At 64.0% G+C, this 16,700-nt stretch carries 13 protein-coding genes; 7 read left to right on the top strand and 6 right to left on the bottom strand.

Annotated features, from left to right (window positions below; genetic code table 11):
• Position 1 precedes the first annotated feature (1 nt).
• The 3 genes from treY (at position 2) to G6N83_RS05145 (ending at position 5,521) form a co-directional block, all read left to right on the top strand.
• Positions 2–2,434 (top strand): malto-oligosyltrehalose synthase, encoded by a 2,433-nt coding sequence (gene treY / locus G6N83_RS05155; RefSeq protein ID WP_165143148.1) that lies wholly within the window; start codon positions 2–4, stop codon positions 2,432–2,434.
• 114 nt (positions 2,435–2,548) lie between these two features.
• The gene (gene treZ / locus G6N83_RS05150) at positions 2,549–4,303 is read left to right on the top strand and encodes a malto-oligosyltrehalose trehalohydrolase (protein ID WP_183408413.1); all 1,755 of its coding nucleotides are present in this window, start codon (positions 2,549–2,551) and stop codon (positions 4,301–4,303) included.
• Between the two features lie 171 nt (positions 4,304–4,474).
• Complete coding sequence (locus tag G6N83_RS05145) at positions 4,475–5,521, top strand: isopenicillin N synthase family dioxygenase (RefSeq protein ID WP_165139989.1); 1,047 nt, start codon at positions 4,475–4,477, stop codon at positions 5,519–5,521.
• A gap of 63 nt (positions 5,522–5,584) precedes the next feature.
• On the opposite strand, the gene G6N83_RS05140 is transcribed toward G6N83_RS05145, so the two are convergent.
• Positions 5,585–6,346: an SDR family NAD(P)-dependent oxidoreductase gene (locus G6N83_RS05140; RefSeq protein WP_165139987.1), complete on the bottom strand. Its 762-nt coding sequence runs from the start codon at positions 6,344–6,346 to the stop codon at positions 5,585–5,587.
• Positions 6,347–6,431: 85 nt separating this feature from the next.
• Between G6N83_RS05140 and G6N83_RS05135 the strand changes: the two genes are divergently transcribed.
• On the top strand, positions 6,432–7,052 hold the full coding sequence (locus G6N83_RS05135) for a TetR/AcrR family transcriptional regulator (protein WP_165139985.1): 621 nt from the start codon (positions 6,432–6,434) through the stop codon (positions 7,050–7,052).
• A gap of 52 nt (positions 7,053–7,104) precedes the next feature.
• A complete protein-coding gene (locus tag G6N83_RS05130) occupies positions 7,105–7,914 on the top strand; it encodes a tryptophan-rich sensory protein (protein WP_165139983.1) in 810 nt (269 codons plus the stop codon).
• On the opposite strand, the gene G6N83_RS05125 is transcribed toward G6N83_RS05130, so the two are convergent.
• On the bottom strand, positions 7,911–8,654 hold the full coding sequence (locus G6N83_RS05125; RefSeq protein ID WP_165139981.1) for a glutamine amidotransferase-related protein: 744 nt from the start codon (positions 8,652–8,654) through the stop codon (positions 7,911–7,913). The genes G6N83_RS05130 and G6N83_RS05125 overlap by 4 nt on opposite strands.
• Positions 8,655–8,674: 20 nt before the next feature.
• Entirely contained in the window at positions 8,675–9,412 is a 738-nt protein-coding gene (locus tag G6N83_RS05120) for a LysR substrate-binding domain-containing protein (RefSeq protein ID WP_241246291.1), read from the bottom strand.
• 33 nt (positions 9,413–9,445) lie between these two features.
• On the opposite strand from G6N83_RS05120, the gene G6N83_RS05115 reads away from it, so the two are divergent.
• On the top strand, positions 9,446–9,844 hold the full coding sequence (locus G6N83_RS05115; protein ID WP_165139979.1) for a DUF1304 domain-containing protein: 399 nt from the start codon (positions 9,446–9,448) through the stop codon (positions 9,842–9,844).
• A gap of 16 nt (positions 9,845–9,860) precedes the next feature.
• Here the strand turns inward: G6N83_RS05115 and G6N83_RS05110 are convergent, their stop codons facing one another.
• Positions 9,861–10,268: a transferase gene (locus G6N83_RS05110; protein ID WP_165139977.1), complete on the bottom strand. Its 408-nt coding sequence runs from the start codon at positions 10,266–10,268 to the stop codon at positions 9,861–9,863.
• 312 nt (positions 10,269–10,580) lie between these two features.
• Here G6N83_RS05110 and G6N83_RS05105 point away from each other — a divergent pair, with 312 nt between their 5' ends.
• Positions 10,581–11,171 carry a YitT family protein gene (locus tag G6N83_RS05105; RefSeq protein WP_165143144.1) on the top strand — a complete coding sequence of 197 codons (591 nt, stop codon included), beginning with the start codon at positions 10,581–10,583 and terminating at the stop codon, positions 11,169–11,171.
• Positions 11,172–11,179: 8 nt separating this feature from the next.
• Here G6N83_RS05105 and G6N83_RS05100 read toward each other — a convergent pair whose 3' ends face one another.
• Positions 11,180–11,953 (bottom strand): Fpg/Nei family DNA glycosylase, encoded by a 774-nt coding sequence (locus tag G6N83_RS05100; protein WP_165139975.1) that lies wholly within the window; start codon positions 11,951–11,953, stop codon positions 11,180–11,182.
• Complete coding sequence (locus G6N83_RS05095; RefSeq protein WP_165139973.1) at positions 11,946–16,697, bottom strand: ATP-dependent helicase; 4,752 nt, start codon at positions 16,695–16,697, stop codon at positions 11,946–11,948. The genes G6N83_RS05100 and G6N83_RS05095 overlap by 8 nt, the downstream gene beginning before the upstream one ends.
• Positions 16,698–16,700: the final 3 nt, after the last annotated feature.

Below are 16,700 nucleotides of genomic sequence, written 5' to 3'. Positions count from 1 at the left end.
TATGAGGCATCCATCGTCGACCTATCGCCTGCAGATCAGGGCAGCATTCGACTTGGATGCCGCAGCGGACGTCTCCGAGTACCTTCACAAGCTCGGTGTCGATTGGGCATACCTTTCACCATTGCTGCGTGCGACGACCGGCTCAGATCACGGCTATGACGTCGTCGATCCCGCACTGATCGATCCTGCACGAGGCGGCGGTGCCGGATTCGACCGTTTCGTCACGGCGGCGCGTGAGGTGGGCCTCGGCGTGCTCGTCGATATCGTGCCGAACCACATGGGCGTCTCGGTTCCCGCGGAAAACCCGTGGTGGTGGGACCTGCTGTTGCGCGGTCGTGAGTCCCGCTACGCACAAGCCTTTGATATCGATTGGGAGTTCGGCGCAGGTCGCGTGCGGCTGCCGATTCTCGGCGCCGACCTCGACGAAGTTCTCGCCGCTGGCGAGATCACGATCGATTCGACACCGACGGATGCCGCGCCCTTCGGTGTGCTGCGGTACTACGACCATGTGCTGCCCCTTGCCGATGGCTCTGCTGATCTCGCCGATGTGCGGGCCGCGGTCGACGCCCAGCACTACGAACTTCTCTTCTGGCAGCGCGAGGCGACCGAGCTCAACTACCGTCGATTCTTTGCCGTGACCACCCTCGCCGGCGTGCGCGTTGAACTGCCCCTGGTTTTTGCTGAGGCACACGCTGAGATCATCCGTTGGGCGCACGAAGGCCTCATCGACGGATTGCGCGTTGACCATCCCGACGGTCTCGCTGACCCCGGTGCATATCTTGTCGCGCTTTCTGACGCAATCGGCGGCCTGCCGGTGTGGGTCGAGAAGATTCTCGAGCACAGCGCCACAGATCATCCCGAAGCGCTACCGTCGTGGTGGCACACCACCGGCACCACGGGATATGACGCGCTCGCCGAAATCGAGCGAGTGCTCATCGATCCCGCGGGTGCCAGTGGCTTGGACGCACTCGATGCTGAGCTTCGACGCGACACTGAGCTGTCGGGGCCGCAAAGCTGGAGCGATCTGATTCACGGGACCAAGCGCATGATCGCCGATTCGATTCAGGTGGCTGAGATTCGTCGCCTGGTGCGGACACTTCCCGCCGAGGTTTCTGCCGGAGCTGAGGCTGAGGACGCGCTCGCTGAGATTCTCGCGTGCTACCCGGTGTACCGGTCATATTTGCCGGCGGGTGGTGAGTTCATGACGCAGGCGGTAGCCGAGGCATCCGAGCGTCGCCCGGATCTTGCCGATGCCATCGCGGCTCTGGTTCCTGTGCTCGCCGACACATCGAGTGAGGTTGCACGGCGTTTTCAGCAGACCACTGGCCCCGTGATGGCCAAGGGCGTCGAGGACACCGCGTTTTATCGGTATACACGGCTGGGATCGTTGACCGAGGTCGGTGGAGACCCCTCGGTGTTCTCGCTCGACGTCGGTGGATTCCACCGGGCGTTCGCGGCCCGGCAGGCGTCGTGGCCGCTGTCGCTGACGACCCTGTCGACGCACGATACGAAGCGCGGCGAAGATGTGCGAGCGCGCCTGGATGTGCTTGCTGAGATGCCGGAGCGGTGGGCCGGCATGCTGGGCGAGCTGCGCGGAGTCGCCTCAAGTGGGCACGGCCCCTTCGACGCGCTGCTGTGGCAGGCGATCATCGGATCGTGGCCCGCAACGCCCGAACGCCTGCACGCCTATGCCGAAAAAGCGGCTCGCGAGGCAGCCGAAGCTACCGGTTGGTGGCAGCCGAACGCCGAGTTCGAACAGCGGATGCACGCGGTGGTCGATGCTGCGTACGGGCCTGCCCGAGACGTCGTCGACGGTTTCGTGGCCGAGATCGCGGCCGCTGGATGGTCGAATTCACTCGGTGCCAAGCTGCTGCAGCTGACCGGCCCCGGGGTTCCCGATGTGTACCAGGGGTCGGAGCTGTGGGAAACCTCGCTCGTTGACCCCGACAATCGGCGCGCCGTCGACTTCGACCTGCGACGGACACTTCTGGCCGACATCGATGCCGGGTGGCACCCCGAGATCGACGAATCGGGGGCAGCGAAGCTGCTGGTGACATCTCGCGCCCTGCGGCTGCGCCGCGACCACCCCGAGCTGTTCACGAAGTACACGCCGCTCGAGGTTGTGGGGGAGGCATCCGCTCACGGTATGGGGTTTGACCGCGGTGGTGCGCTGACGATCGCAACGCGCCTGCCGGTGGGCCTTGCTGCCCGCGGCGGCTGGGGCGACACCGCCGTGATGCTGCCGGAGGGGGCTTGGGTTGATGTGCTGACCGGCACACAGTGTGCCGGTGGCATCCTGCCGCTCAGTGCCCTGCTGCACACCTACCCCGTCGCCCTCCTCACCCCCGCAGCCCTCCTCACCCCCGCAGCCCTCCTCACCCCCGCAGATGTCTCACTTATGCAGGTTGTGAGCGCCGAAGAGCTGAATAAGTGAGACATGGGGATTCTTGGCGGGCTGCTCCTGCGCAGCGGATGTCTCAGTTGTGCAGGGTTTCGGGACCTGGGAGCTGAATAAGTGAGACATGGGCGAGGGAAGAGGGATGAATTGATGCAGGTATGGGCTCCGCGGGCGGAGCGAGTGCGACTCAGGATGCTGCAGCACGGCGCCGCAGAAACGGGCGCTGTCGAAGACCTCGAGATGACGCGCGGTGCCGACGGCTGGTGGAATGCCGCCGTGCACTTGTTCGAGGGGGACGAATACGGCTTCGTGCTCGGTGACGGCGACGACCTTCGTCCCGACCCCCGGTCGATGCGGCAGCCGCGCGGCGTGCATGAAGCCTCAGCTTTCGTTGACCCCGCTAGCTTCATGTGGACCGACGTCGCGTGGACCGGAAGGCAGCTCGCTGGTGGACTCATTTATGAGCTGCACATCGGGACGTTCACTCCCGAGGGCACTCTCGATGCGGCGATCGGCCGTTTTGACCACCTCATCGAACTCGGCGTCACTCACATCGAACTGCTCCCCGTCAACGGGTTCAACGGCACCTGGAACTGGGGCTATGACGGGGTCGCTTGGTACACGGTGCACGAGGCGTACGGCGGACCCGCCGCTTACGTGCGCTTCGTCGATGCCGCGCACAACGCTGGACTCGCCGTCATCCAAGACGTCGTCTATAACCACCTCGGGCCAAGCGGAAATTACCTGCCTGAGTTCGGGCCGTATCTCCGCGACGGTAGTCGCAACACGTGGGGCGACTCGGTCAACCTCGACGAGGCCGCGGTTCGCTCGTACATCGTCGAGAACACCCTCATGTGGTTGCGCGATTACCACGTCGACGGGTTGCGATTGGATGCCGTACACGCCCTGCACGACGAACAGCCCGCGCATATTCTGCAAGAGATCGCCGAGGCATCCGACGCGCTGAGTGCCCACATCGGGCGCCCGCTGACGCTGATCGCCGAGTCGGACATGAACGACCCGAAGCTCATCCTTCCGCGCGAGGCCGGCGGGTATGGCCTCACTGCACAGTGGAGCGACGACTGGCATCACGCGGCTCACGTAGCACTGACGGGTGAAACCGTGGGCTACTACGAAGACTTCGCAGCGCTCGAGGCGCTGCCGAAAGTGTGGATGCAGGGCTTCTTTCACAACGGAACGTTCTCGTCGTTCCGGGAGCGCGCGCACGGCTTCCCGATTCCGGAGTCAGTGCCAGCCTGGCGCCTTGTCACGTTCGCTCAAGATCACGACCAGATTGGCAATAGGGCAGCGGGCGACCGCCTCTCGCAGTCGCTGTCGTACGGACGCCTAGCGGTGGCAGCAGTTCTCACAATGACAGCGCCCGGAACACCCATGCTCTTCATGGGTGAGGAATGGGGCGCCTCAACACCCTGGCAGTTCTTCACATCGCACCCCGAAGAGTGGCTGGGAGAAGCCGTGCGAAAAGGCCGCACGGCCGAGTTCGCGAAGATGGGCTGGGATGAGTCGGTCGTTCCCGACCCGCAAGATCCCGAAACGTTCGAGCGGTCGAAGCTCGTGTGGGATGAGGCCGCCGAGGGCGACCATGCACGTTTGTTGAAGCTCTATCGAAGCCTGGCGCGGTTGCGTCGAGATCGTCCTGAGCTCACAGATCCTGCGCTCGCGCATTTGACCGCGCAGGCGGGGGAGGGTGCCGAAGGTAGCGTTGCGGGTCGCACGTTCCGGCTCGGTCGAGGCGATGTCTCGGTATTCGTGAATTTGAGCGATGAACCTGTGAGCTGGCGAGCAGCGAAAGACACCTCGGTGCTGCTGTGCACAGACGCGGCCGTTGCGATCGTGGACGGCAGGCTCACGCTGCCCGCCGTGACCGCGGCCGTCGTCGGTTGATCAACCCGCGGGTTCCCACCCGCTCGTAACCGTTATGAAACGTCGTGCACGTAACCTGTAGGCAGCGTTCATGTACAACACGAGCCGTGGCGAGACCGCGGTGGGAAACACGTGAAGTGGCTGACTCACTCACCATGGTCGCCCTGAGCGACCTCCTGCCAAGGAGTAGCTATGACATTCAACGTTCCACTCGTCGACATCACGCCCTACGTGCGCGACGGATCACCCGAAGACCGCGCCGAGGTTGCGCGGCAGATTGATGCCGCGTGCCGCGAGGTGGGCTTCATCCAGATCACAGGTCACGGCATCCCCGATGAGGTCATCGCCGGTCTCACCGATGCCGTCGACAGGTTCTTTGCGTTGGGCCTCGAAGAAAAGAAGACGTACCGCACGCCGCCCGCGATCAATCGCGGCTACAGCCCGCCGAAGTCCGAATCGCTGAGCCTTTCGCTCGGTGTCGAGTCCGCCAACCGCATGAACGACTTCTTCGAAGCGTTCAACATCGGTGCGGGGGCAGCGGAATATCCTCACATGGCCGAGCTTCCTCAGCCCGACTACGCCCCGAATGTGTGGCCGGATGTCGATGGCTTCGAGTCGCAGGTGCAGACGTATTTCGGCGAAGCTGCCCGCGTCGCGCGCGCGATGACGCGCATCTTCTCTGACGCTCTGGGGCTCCCCGCCGACTTCTTCGCGAACGTCACCGACCACTCGCTCGACGTCATGCGAATGAATAACTATGCCCTTCCTCCGGGCACTGACGTGAAACTCGACGGTGACCTCATCGGCATGGGAGAGCACACCGACTACGGCATCGTTACGATCCTGTGGGCCGACCAGGTAGCTGGCCTGCAGGTTCTCGGGACAGATGGTTCCTGGAACGATGTGCAGCCGGCCGACAATGCGCTGCTCATCAACCTCGGAGACGTCACGGGCCGATGGACAAACGAGCAGTGGATGTCGACGCTCCATCGTGTAAAGCCTCCGGTCATTGACGGCACGATCGAGCGACGCCGATCGGTAGCGTTTTTCCATGACGGCAATGTGGATGCCACGATCTCGACGCTGCCCTCGTGTGTCGATGCGGAGCATCCTGACCTCTACGAGCCGGTCACAATCGGAGAGCACATCGCCGCGAAGCTTGCTGGCTCGCGTGCGGGAAAGAAAAACGAATCAGCCGAACGCGAGTCGGCGCGCGTACTTGCAAGTCAGCGCTACTGAGGCGCATCGACGCAGAACAAATGCGGCGTCTGGCCAAAACCAGACGCCGCATTTGTCGAGAGATCAGATTGTCGACCAACCGCCATCAGACATCAAAATTGCTCCGTTGACGTTGCTTGAGTCATCGCTCAATAGCCAGGTGATGGCCGCGGCAAGTTCCTCGGGCTCGGCTGGAGCGGGAACTGTCGTTCCCATGATCGGCCCGAGGCGCTCGCCAGCCCACGCGGAATTGAAGGGCGCCTCAATGTTGGTGTTGACCGCTCCGGGAGCGACGGCGTTTGTGCGCACACCCTTGGGTCCGTAGAAGAACGCTGTGCTCTTGGTGAGGCCAATAACGGCGTGCTTAGACGCGGTGTAGGCAGTGCCGGATGCTCCGGCTCGAATCCCCGCCTCGCTCGCGGTGTTGACGATGGTGCCATGGCCGCGTTCGATCATGCCGGGAAGGACGGCGCGCGTGAGACGCATGGGCGCCGTCAGGTTGACGCTCATGACACGGTCCCATTGCTCATCTGTAATTTCCGCTGTGGGCACGAAAGCGTCCATGATGCCGGCGTTGTTGGCGAGCGCGTCGACGACGCCGTCGGCGGCTTCCAGGATGGCGGCGATCGTTTCGGAGGCGGCGACATCGCCACTCACCGTGCGCAGTCGCTCGGATGCTACTGCGGTAACGAGAGCGTCGAGGCGTTCTGCCGAAATGTCGGTTGCGACGACAATTGCGCCTTCTGCGATGAGGCGTTCGGCGATCGATTTGCCGATGCCTGAGCCTGCGCCCGTGACGACTGCTGTTTTTCCTTCAAAGCGGCCTGTAATGGCGGTAGAAGTCATAGTTCCATTGCTCCTTTCGGGAGGAATTTCTCTGGGGCTATAATTTTAGCACTCGGTGCCATAAAAGTATTGGGATACTGGACAAGTGACCGAAGCCAACGTGACCCCCAAACGCGGGCGAGGGCGCCCCGCGCACGCGGAGCCTGAAGCGATCGCTCTGATAGCGCTCCGCATGTTCGAAGAGCGCGGAGTCGCGGACGTCACTATGGACGAAATCGCTGTCGTTGCCGGGGTCAGCCGCCGCACACTTTTTCGGCTCTTCCCCTCAAAGGCGTCGCTTGTCTGGGCGGGTGCGACCGAGGCGGATGCGCGCTTCGAGGTTGCCTACAACAAGCTCGATGCGGGCGAGGGCGATGTGCTTTCGCGGATCAGAGCCGCCTACTCAGCGTCGATAGCGCCGCTCCACGAAACCGCCGATATCACCCGGCTTCGTCTGCGCCTGATCAGCGACAACCCTCTGGTGTATGCGTGGGGCGCCGATCTTCGTGCGATGACTCGTTCTCATCTCGCGAACCATATTGCTGAGGCTTTTTCTCAACCTGCAGGCAGTGTTCGAGTGCTGGCGTTCGTCGCGGCGATTGAAGGGGCGACCTACGCTGCGCTCGCATGGTGGGCACACAACGGCGAGAACCTAAAGCTCGACGATGTTATTGACGAAGCGCTCACGACGTTTAAGTCCACCTTTTTAGAGTCCCAACACGAGTAATACGCTTGTCAAGAGCACGCGAATTGGGTGTGAGGTCCGTACGGTAGAGGGCATGAGCACCACCGATACGTCTGCTGGCCGTCGCGATATCGTTCGCCAGATCGCCGTGCTGTCGGCGACGACATTCATGTTGATCGCCGCGGCCGTCGGGGTGGGGGCCTTCGGCGGCACCGCAGTGCAGGATCTGCAGGGCGGGGCCCTCGATTCAGATGGGTCCTATCTTGCCCCCGCTTCTTCGGCATTTTCGATTTGGAGCGCGATCTATGTGCTCCTGATCGCTTTCGCTGTGTGGCAGGCACTTCCGGGCCAGCGCTCACGCCCACGCCAACGCGCCATCGGATGGTGGATTGCGCTCACGATGGTGCTGAATGGCTTTTGGCTGCTGACCGCTCAGTTCTTGACACTTTTCATGACCGCAGTTGTGATTGTGCTGTTGCTCGTCGCGCTCGCGCTCACGTTCCGCCGTACCGTGAAAATGCCGTCTGAGACGTGGGCTGACCGTCTCTTCATTGATGGGTCGACCGGGCTTCACCTTGGATGGGTGTCGCTTGCCACCGTCGCGAACATCACTGCGTGGCTCACGCAGAACCTGCCGGCCGATGCCGAAGAGAATGCGACCTTCTGGGGTATTACCGTGCTCGTTGTCGTCGCGATCGTTGGCATCGGTATCGCTGCCGCGAGCAGCTGGAGGATCGCGCCCGCCCTCGCTCTCACCTGGGGATTGTGCTGGTTGGGTGTGGGGCGACTCACGGGAGAGCCGACGAGCTTCGCCATCGGCGTGACAGCGTTCGTGGTAGCAATCATCGTGCTCGTGGTACCGGTTGTCGGAACCACCGCGAAGACGCTGCGGCGCACGGCTTAACGGTCGTTGCTCTCGCACATCAGCGCGAACGCGCGGAGGAGCCGGGGCGGCTCGGTCACGGACGCCGCGAGCACACGCGCCGCGACAGCGTCGTAGTCGCGGGAGTCGAAGTAGCCGCCGTCGCGGTAAATCGTCATACGCTCGGTGAACGCCTGCGGTGTCGGCTCGGGGTGGAACTGTGTTGCGTACAGGCGGTCGCCGACCCGGAAAGCCTGCACGGGGCAATCATCGTTGGTCGCCAGTTGAACCGCTCCGTCGGGAAGCGTCGCTGCGCCCTCCTTGTGCGCAGTGAAAGCGGTAAATGTCGGGCTCATCGTGCCGGTGAGCGGATCGGCTTCGCCCGCAGCGGTGAGGGTGACTGTGGTCGGTCCGGTGTCTTCGGGGTAGGCACGGGAGACGGGGGTGCCAAGCATCCTGGCCACGATCCCGATGCCGAAGCAGGTGAACATCGCGCTCGTCTGCGCGGCCGCTGCCTCGGCCGCAATTGCCTCGAGGCCTGTTTCGACCTGGAGCTGCGCGGCAGGCTTGGATGATTCGGGGTCGGCGACATTGAACGGGCTACCGCCCACGATGAACCCGCTGTAGCTATCGAACACGCCCGACGAAAGCGGCGCTTCGACAAGATCGTGACGAGCAAGTTCGGAGCGCTCGAGCCCCATTGCAATCCGGAAGGACTCGTACTCGCCGTCTGCCGCATCGCGTTGCGGGCGCACACAGACGTAGAGGAGTGCGCGAGCCATGCCGAAAAGCCTAGTCGGGGTTAGGCGCGTGAAGAGTTCGCGGTGCGGCCGCGCACGATACCGACGAACGCTTCAACGGCCGCGGTGGTGCGTTCGGCGGGCCAAGCGAGTGCGACCGTCGACGTGCCGGCACCGCGGAGAGGGCGGGATGCAAGGTCTTTGCGCTGATAGAGCCGCGCGATCGACATCGGCACAACAAGAAACCCGACACCTGCCGCAACCGTTGCAACTGCATCTTCGGTTGTTGTCGGCGGTGCGAAGCGAGGTGCTTTCACCCCCGGAATATCAAGCCTCAGCGCGGCATCTTCAGGCACGACGTACACTTCGCCGGCAAGGTCTGAAATCTCGAGCTCTTCGGCGACCGTAAGCGACGAATCAATAGATGTGACGACGACGGCGACCTCGTCGTAGAGAGAGATGAGGTGCAGCCCCTCAGCCGAGATGGGCACGCGCACGAGCGCGGCGTCGACACGGCCATCATCGAGCGCGGCACGCTGCGCCGCGACATCGAGTGCGATGAGTTCGAGGGGAGCTCGAGGCATCCGCTCTTTCCACGCATCGATCCACTTGCCGGGGGTCGCGCCGGGAATCACACCGAGGCGAAAAAGACCGATGACCTCGGGTGTCGGGGCGGGCGATGCTGTGGGCTTTGCGCTTCGTTTTACCGATGCGCGGGCAGGCGTCGGGGCACGCCCCACACGCGCCTTGCGGGGCAGCTTGCCGCGCCCGCCGGCTGCGTGTTTACGTCCGTTCGCCACTCGTTCAGCGTACCCGCGCGCTATCGTCGGAATATGCTCGCCGTTATCGCCACTGTTTTCGCTGCGCTCGCAGCACTTCTTCACGTCTACATCTTTGTGATGGAAAGCGTGCAGTGGACTCAGCCGAAGGTGTTTCGCCGCTTCGGTCTTCCTGACGCGGAAACCGCTGAAACTACGAAAGCCATGGCGTACAACCAGGGCTTCTACAATCTGTTCCTCGCGATTGGTGCCGCTCTTGGCCTCGTGCTGTTCTGGGTTGGCGGCGACTCGACAGTTGCCGACGTTGCTGGCAGAACACTCGTGCTCTTCGCGCTGGCGTCGATGGGCGCAGCATCCCTCGTCTTGCTTTCGACGGGTATTCGCAACCTCCGCCCCGCTCTCACGCAGGGAACACTTCCGATTATCGGTTTCGTGCTCTTTCTCTTCGCATAAAGCGAGGCGCTAAGGGTTACGCCGCTAGGCGGAGCCCGCGTCGGTCGGTCGCCACGTGCTCGCCGTCATGAATCGTCTCGTCGTCGCCGATGAGCGAACCAATTGCCACCTGGGCGCGCTCACCGATGTAGGTACGCACGCCGATCTTCGCTCCGGCACCGATGGCCGCCTGCGACGCGATGTGTGCGTGGGGGGCGATCAAGACGTCGGGTCCGATGGTGGCGTCGTGCTCAACCCACGCTCCGTGTCCGATGTGCGCGCCGGGGCCGACGTGGGCTCCGGGCTCGATGTATGCACCCGCTTCGATCATGGCGCTCGCGTGAACCTTTGCGCCATGCGCGATGAGGCCGCGGCCGTTCGAGTGCTTGCGGTAACGCAGCGTTTCGCCGCGTTCGTTCTCAATGTCGACGTAGTTCTTACCCACGTTGCCCTCCTCCGGCTTTCATGCCTTGCCGAGTTGTCACATGTCGAAACCGGAATTGTTTCGGATTCATTCCCGACCGTTGCTGGTTGTTCGTTGTGAGTAGCGAATCGGATTGCGACAAGACGACGCCGACTCGCCAGGGTGCCATACCCACCAACGACTTGGCTGAGCGTGGGTTGAGCGCGTGAGCGTGAGCATCCGGAGAGTGCGTCGCCGACGGTTCGCAGCAGTGGCACGATAGAGCCCGTGACTGATGCCGAATCCACCGCAGATCCAGCGACCGCACCGACGCTCGTCTTCGACGAGCGCACGATGGCGCACAGCTGGTTCGAGGATGCTCTCGGCATTCTTACCGGCACGTTCTCGGCAGCATTCGGTATCTACCTGTTGCAGTCGAGTGGGTCGGTTACGGGCGGCACCGCAGGCCTTGCACTGCTCGTCGACTTCGCTACCGCATGGCCGTTCTGGCTCATCTTCGGTCTTGTGAATCTGCCGTTTGCGGCGCTCGCGCTGTGGAAAAAGGGTGTGAGTTTTACGGTTCGTACCGTGATCTCGATCGCGCTGGTATCGCTGTTCTCAGCGGTTAACCACGTGCTCGTGCCTCTCGGTGATATCAACCCGATTTTCTGCACCCTCGCGGGAAACCTGTTCGCGGGAGTCGGGCTCTTGATCCTGTTCCGCCACCGCGCGAGCCTCGGCGGCATCAACATCATTGCCCTTCTCGTGCAGGAGAAGACCGGCTTCCGTGCCGGCTGGACGCAACTGGCCTTCGACGTCGTGATTATCGCCGCCGCGCTCATCGTCGTGCCATGGCCGAATGTGCTGTTGAGCGCCGCGGGCGCAGTGCTGTTGAACGTCGTGCTCGCGCTCAACCATCGCCCCGGTCGATACATCGGGCACTGAGCAGAGGCTTACGTCTGGCAGCGCGGGCACCAGAACACGTTGCGGTTCTTCATGGCATCGGCACCGAGTTCACCGGTAAGGATGCGTGTTCCGCACCGTCGACAGGATCGGTTCTCCCGCCCGTATACCCAGGTGTTCTGGCCGCGCCGACTGTCTCCGGTGAACGTACGAACAGCACGACCACGGTTCGCCCGAATCATGCGAGCGCCCACGTCGATAATGGCTGCGGCATCCGTCTTCGTCGCGGGGGTCTCGGGCAGAACACCGCGAACGAACAAGATCTCGTTCGCGTAGACATTGCCGAATCCAGCGACGTTCCGCTGGTCGAGCAGAGCCACATGAATGGGTCGCGCGTCCCGCACCACCCGGCGGGCGGCCTCGGCGGGGTCCCAGTCGTCGCGCAGGGGATCAGGCCCGAGGTAGTCGACGAGATCTCCCTCGTCGCGAGTAGAAACGACGTCGATCATTGCGAGATCGAAACCGACGGCAACAGCATGAGCGTTGCCCACAACGGCGCGGGCTTTGAACGCCGGTGCGCGCCACTTTTCCCCCGGGGGATAGACGTGCCACTCACCCTCCATCTTGAGATGCGAGTGCAAAGTCTGGTCGCCAATGCGCATCAAGAGATGTTTGCCCCGCGGCACGACATTGTGCACGACCTCGCCCGTCAGATCGATCGTCGCGAGCTGCGGTACGCGGAGGTCGAAGCGCGTCACTTCTTGGCCGTTGAGCGCGGCATCCAGTCTGGCCGCGGCTCGAAATACCGTGTCACCCTCAGGCACGCGAGCGCCCGGCTGTTGCGAGGGCGGTGTCGCCCGCGGTGACGCGGCGGAGCGTGAGTCCGCGCGGGGTTTCGACGAACCCCGCATCGCGAAGCGCAGCTCCCACCGGCGTGCCCAGCACGAAGACACCGTTGACCTGCTCGACGGTGATGGTTTCGAGGTGATGAGCGCGCGAAGTCTCAACCAGCTGGCGGGATGCCGCGGCTAACTGCTGCGGGTTGTCGCTAAAGGCCAGCGCGGTCTTGCCGCCGCGTTCGAAGTACAGCGTGAGAGCGCCATCGACGAGGCTGACCACGCCGCCGGCTTTTCGCCCCGGTCGATGTGAAACACCGTCGAGGCTTGGCCACGGCAGAGCAGCGCCGTAAGGATTGGCTGGGTCGGTGGCCGCGAGCGTCACGGCGCGGTAGGGAGGCGGATCGGTGAGGCCCGCGAATTCGCGAATGCGATCGACCGTCGCAGACGCGGCAAATTGCGCGGCGCCGAGCTTTTCGATCACATAGCCGCGGCGGCAGTGCCCCGCTTCTTCGAAGCCAGACAGCACGCGGTACGCCTGAGCAAAACCACCTGGAAGGCCCTCGGATTGCACCGAGCCCCGCGTGACGACACCGTAGCGATCGAGCAGCAGCCCCGCGGCAGTCGTTGCACGCACGGTGGGGTCTGCCTCGGGAGTGGGCAGCAGCGACCAGCGGCCGCCGATCGAGGGCGGGCGCGGGGGAGGTGTGGGGTTGCGTGCGAATTCCGGTCGCGCGGCACGGTAGAGGCGCGACCGCGGCGTGCGCCGTGCTGTGCGGTGAGCCTGCGAGCCGCCGCCGAGCAGGGTGCGAACCGGTGCGAAAGTGTCGTTCGTGATGCGCCCGGCCCAGGTGAGAGCCCAGAGTGCCTCGACAACGCCTTGCTCGTTGTCGGCATGCGTCATTTCTCGCAACTGCGCCGCGAAGTATGCGCCGCCGTTTCCGAGTGCCTGCAGCACACGGGACTCAAGGCTTTCGGGCGCGAACTCGGTCTCGCTCACAGTGAGGGTCAGCGGTGCGAGATCGACAGGGTGGAGGGCCACCCATCCGTCTCGTCCCGGAAGAGAGCCGTGCCCCGACCACACAACCTCGCCGCTCGCCGTGAGCTCATCGAGCAGCGCTGGACGGTAATCGGCGACGCGAGAGGGCAACACGAGGGATTCCCACGCACTCGCGGGCAGTGGCACACCGGCAAGTTGCTCGATAACCGCCGCGACTCCGTCGAGTCCCTCAAGGGGCCGAGAGATGTGTTGCCATACCGGAAGAAAGCGGGCGAAGGCATCCGGGGGAACAGGCTCGACGCTGCCGCGGATCGCCGCGAGTGAACGCATACGCAAGCGCCGGAGCACTTCGGTGTCGCACCACTCGGTGTCATCGGCCGTATCACCCGTACCGCGACCCTCGGGCAAGAAGAAGCCGCTCGTCAGGCGTCCCTGCGACTCCAGGCGCTGCAATGTGAGACGGGCAACAGCCGCGCCGAGGCCGAAACGCGCCGCCACGTCAGCGCCGCGGAACGGCCCGTGGGTGCGCGCGTGGCGGGCGACGAGATCGCCGAGCGGATCGGCGAGAGGCTCAAGGAACGCATTGGGAAGCCCGACGGGCAACGCGGTACCGAGGGCGTCGCGAAGTCGTCCGGCATCTTCGATGGCAGCTACTCGTGGCTCTCCCGCGATGTTCACCGTGATCGCGCGCCGGGCTGTGACGAGGGCATCGAGGTGGGCCCGCGCCAGAGCGACGTGCGCCGGACTCGGGGCCGCGGCATACGTCGGCGCGGTCTCGTCCGCTGGGGCGGCGCCCTCGGCAGGTTCGAGACGGGCAGCAACCTCTTCCGCTGTCAGAGGGCCGAGCAGCCGCAGCAGGTCTGCGACACCCTCAAGGCCGCGGGCATGCCGGGCGGGGTCGAGTCGCTGCGCTTCGCGTTCGAACTGAGCGATCACATCCGGGTCGAGGAGTTCGCGCATCTCGACCTTGCCGAGAAGCTCGCTCAGAAGTGCCGGGTCGACCGAGAGCGCTGCGGCCCGACGCTCTGCCAAGGGCGAGTCGCCCTCGTACATGAACGCACCGACATATCCGAACAGTAGGTCGCGCGCGAACGGGGATGGCTGCGAAGTTGTGGTCTCGACGAGACGGATGCGGCGATCACCGATGCTCCTCGCAATGCGCAAGAGGGCAGGCAAGTCGTACACGTCTTGCAGAACCTCGCGCAGCGTTTCGAGGATGACGGGGAACGTCGGGTACCCACGAGCGACCTGCAGCAACTGTGCTGAACGCTGACGCTGCTGCCACAGCGGGCTGCGTTTGGTCGGATTCATGCGTGGCATCAGGAGTGCCCGGGCCGCGCACTCGCGGAATCGCGAGGCGAAGAGGGCTGAGCCTCCCACTTCATCGGTAACTATCTGCTCGAGCTCGTCGGGGTCGAACACGAAGAGTTCAGCCCCGGGCGGTTCAGCCTCGGCATCCGGGATGCGCGCAATGATGCCGTCGTCGCTGGCAACGGCCGATCCTTCGACGCCGAGGCGCTCACGAATCCGAGCGTTCACAGCCAAGGCCCACGGCGAATGCACTTGCATGCCGAAAGGGGAATGCAAGATGACACGCCAGTCGCCGACCTCATCGCGACTGCGCTCAACCGTGAGGCTCTTGTCGGTCGGGAGGCTGCCGGTGGCCTCCTTTTGCTCGGCCAGGTACGACAGCAGGTTGTCGATGGCGTTGTCGTCGAGGCCTGATTCGCGCAGCCGCGCTTCGGCGTTTGGTCGCGAAGCTGAGCCAAGCTCGCGTGAGAGTTTTCCGAGTGCTTCGCCGAGTTCAGCGGGGCGACCAATGCCGTCACCGTGCCAGAACGGCACTTTGCCCGGTTGCCCGTAGGCGGGTGTGACATTGACCCGATCATGCGTGATCTCAACGATCCGCCAACTCGTTGTTCCGAGCGTAAAAACATCACCGACGCGAGATTCGTACACCATCTCTTCGTCGAGCTCGCCGACACGTGCGTTCTGCGTTTCGCCCGCAACGAAGACCCCGAAGAGTCCGCGGTCGGGAATCGTGCCGCCGCTTGTCACAGCGATGCGCTGCGCGCCCGGACGCCCGGTGAGGGTTCCCGCGTCGCGGTCCCAGACGAGGCGTGGACGGAGCTCGGCGAACTCGTCCGAGGGGAAGCGGCCCGCCAGCAGATCGAGGGTTGCCTCATATGCAGAACGAGGGAGCGTGCGAAACGGCGCCGACCGCCGCACAGTTTCGAACCAGTCCTCAACATCGAGTGCATCCATGGCCGATGCCGCCACGGTTTGCTGAGCCAACACATCGAGCGGATTCTGAGGTACCGCTAGCGATTCAATCTGACCCGCCAGCATCCGCTCGGTCACGATAGCTGTGTGCAGCACATCGCCCCGATGCTTGGGGAAGAGGGCTGCGCGGCTGATTTCACCGACCTGGTGACCGGCTCGGCCCACGCGTTGCAGGCCGGATGCCGCTGACGGCGGCGACTCGACCTGGATGACGAGGTCGACGGCGCCCATATCGATGCCGAGCTCGAGGCTGCTCGTGGCCACGACGCAGCGGAGCACGCCGGACTTGAGCTCTTCTTCGACGATTGCGCGCTGGTCTTTCGACACCGACCCGTGGTGCGCTTTCGCAAGCACCGGAGCGGCGCCCGCGGTTGCGCCCGCCTGCGCCATGATCGCGGCGGGAACAGCTGGCTCGGGAAGGTCGAGCGCCATCCGTTCGCTCGCAATTTCGTTCAAGCGTGCGGTGAGGCGTTCGGCGAGGCGACGCGAATTCGCGAAGACGATCGTGGAACTGTGCGCCATCACCCGGTCGACGATTGCTTCTTCGACGTGCGGCCACACCGAGCCTGTGACTTCGGTGCTCTCGCCTTGGTTTGCGAACCAGTCTTCTGCTCCGGGTTCTGGCGCTGGAGAACCGGGCGGGGGCGGCGGATGCAGCATGTCTGCGATCGGAACAACAACCGACAAATCGAAGGTCTTGGTCGCACGCGGTGCAACGATGTCGACGGGCGCTGACCCGCCGAGAAAGCGGGCTACCTCGTCGATCGGCCGCACTGTGGCCGACAATCCGATGCGCTGCGCTGGCGTCTCGAGCAAACTGTCGAGACGTTCGAGGCTCAGTGCCAGGTGCGCCCCGCGCTTGGTCGCGGCAACCGCATGTACTTCGTCGATGATCACGGTGTGGATGCCCCGCAGAGTCTCGCGCGCTTGGCTTGTGAGCATCAAGTACAGCGACTCGGGCGTTGTGATCAGAATGTCGGGCGGTGCTGTCACGAGCTTTCGACGATCGGATGCCGTCGTGTCCCCGGAGCGGACCCCGACAGTGACGTTGGGAACCGGCAACCCGAGGCGGCGGCCCGATTGCCCGATACCGACGAGGGGCGAGCGGAGGTTCCGCTCCACATCGACGCCGAGCGCCTTGAGTGGAGAGATATAGAGGATGCGGGTGGCCGGGGAGTCGTCAGGCTTCTTGCGTGCGCGCGCTGGTTTCTGGTGCGCTGTCCCTGTCTGCGGCATTGTTTCGGCGGCATCCTTCTCTCGAAAGATGCGGTCGAGCGCCCAGAGGAATGCCGAGAGTGTCTTTCCGGAGCCGGTGGGCGCAACGACCAGTGCGTTTCGACCCGCCGAAATGGCCTCCCAGGCGCCGGCTTGTGCGGTGGTGGGAGCGGCGAACGCGCTACGAAACCAGTCCTGCGTGGCAGGGGAAAACCGGTTGAGCACATTGTCCACATC

Source organism: Microbacterium endophyticum (assembly GCF_011047135.1).
Classification (GTDB): domain Bacteria; phylum Actinomycetota; class Actinomycetes; order Actinomycetales; family Microbacteriaceae; genus Microbacterium; species Microbacterium endophyticum.
Note: the sequence above shows the minus strand (reverse complement) of the source record. Positions and strands in the feature narration are given on the sequence as shown.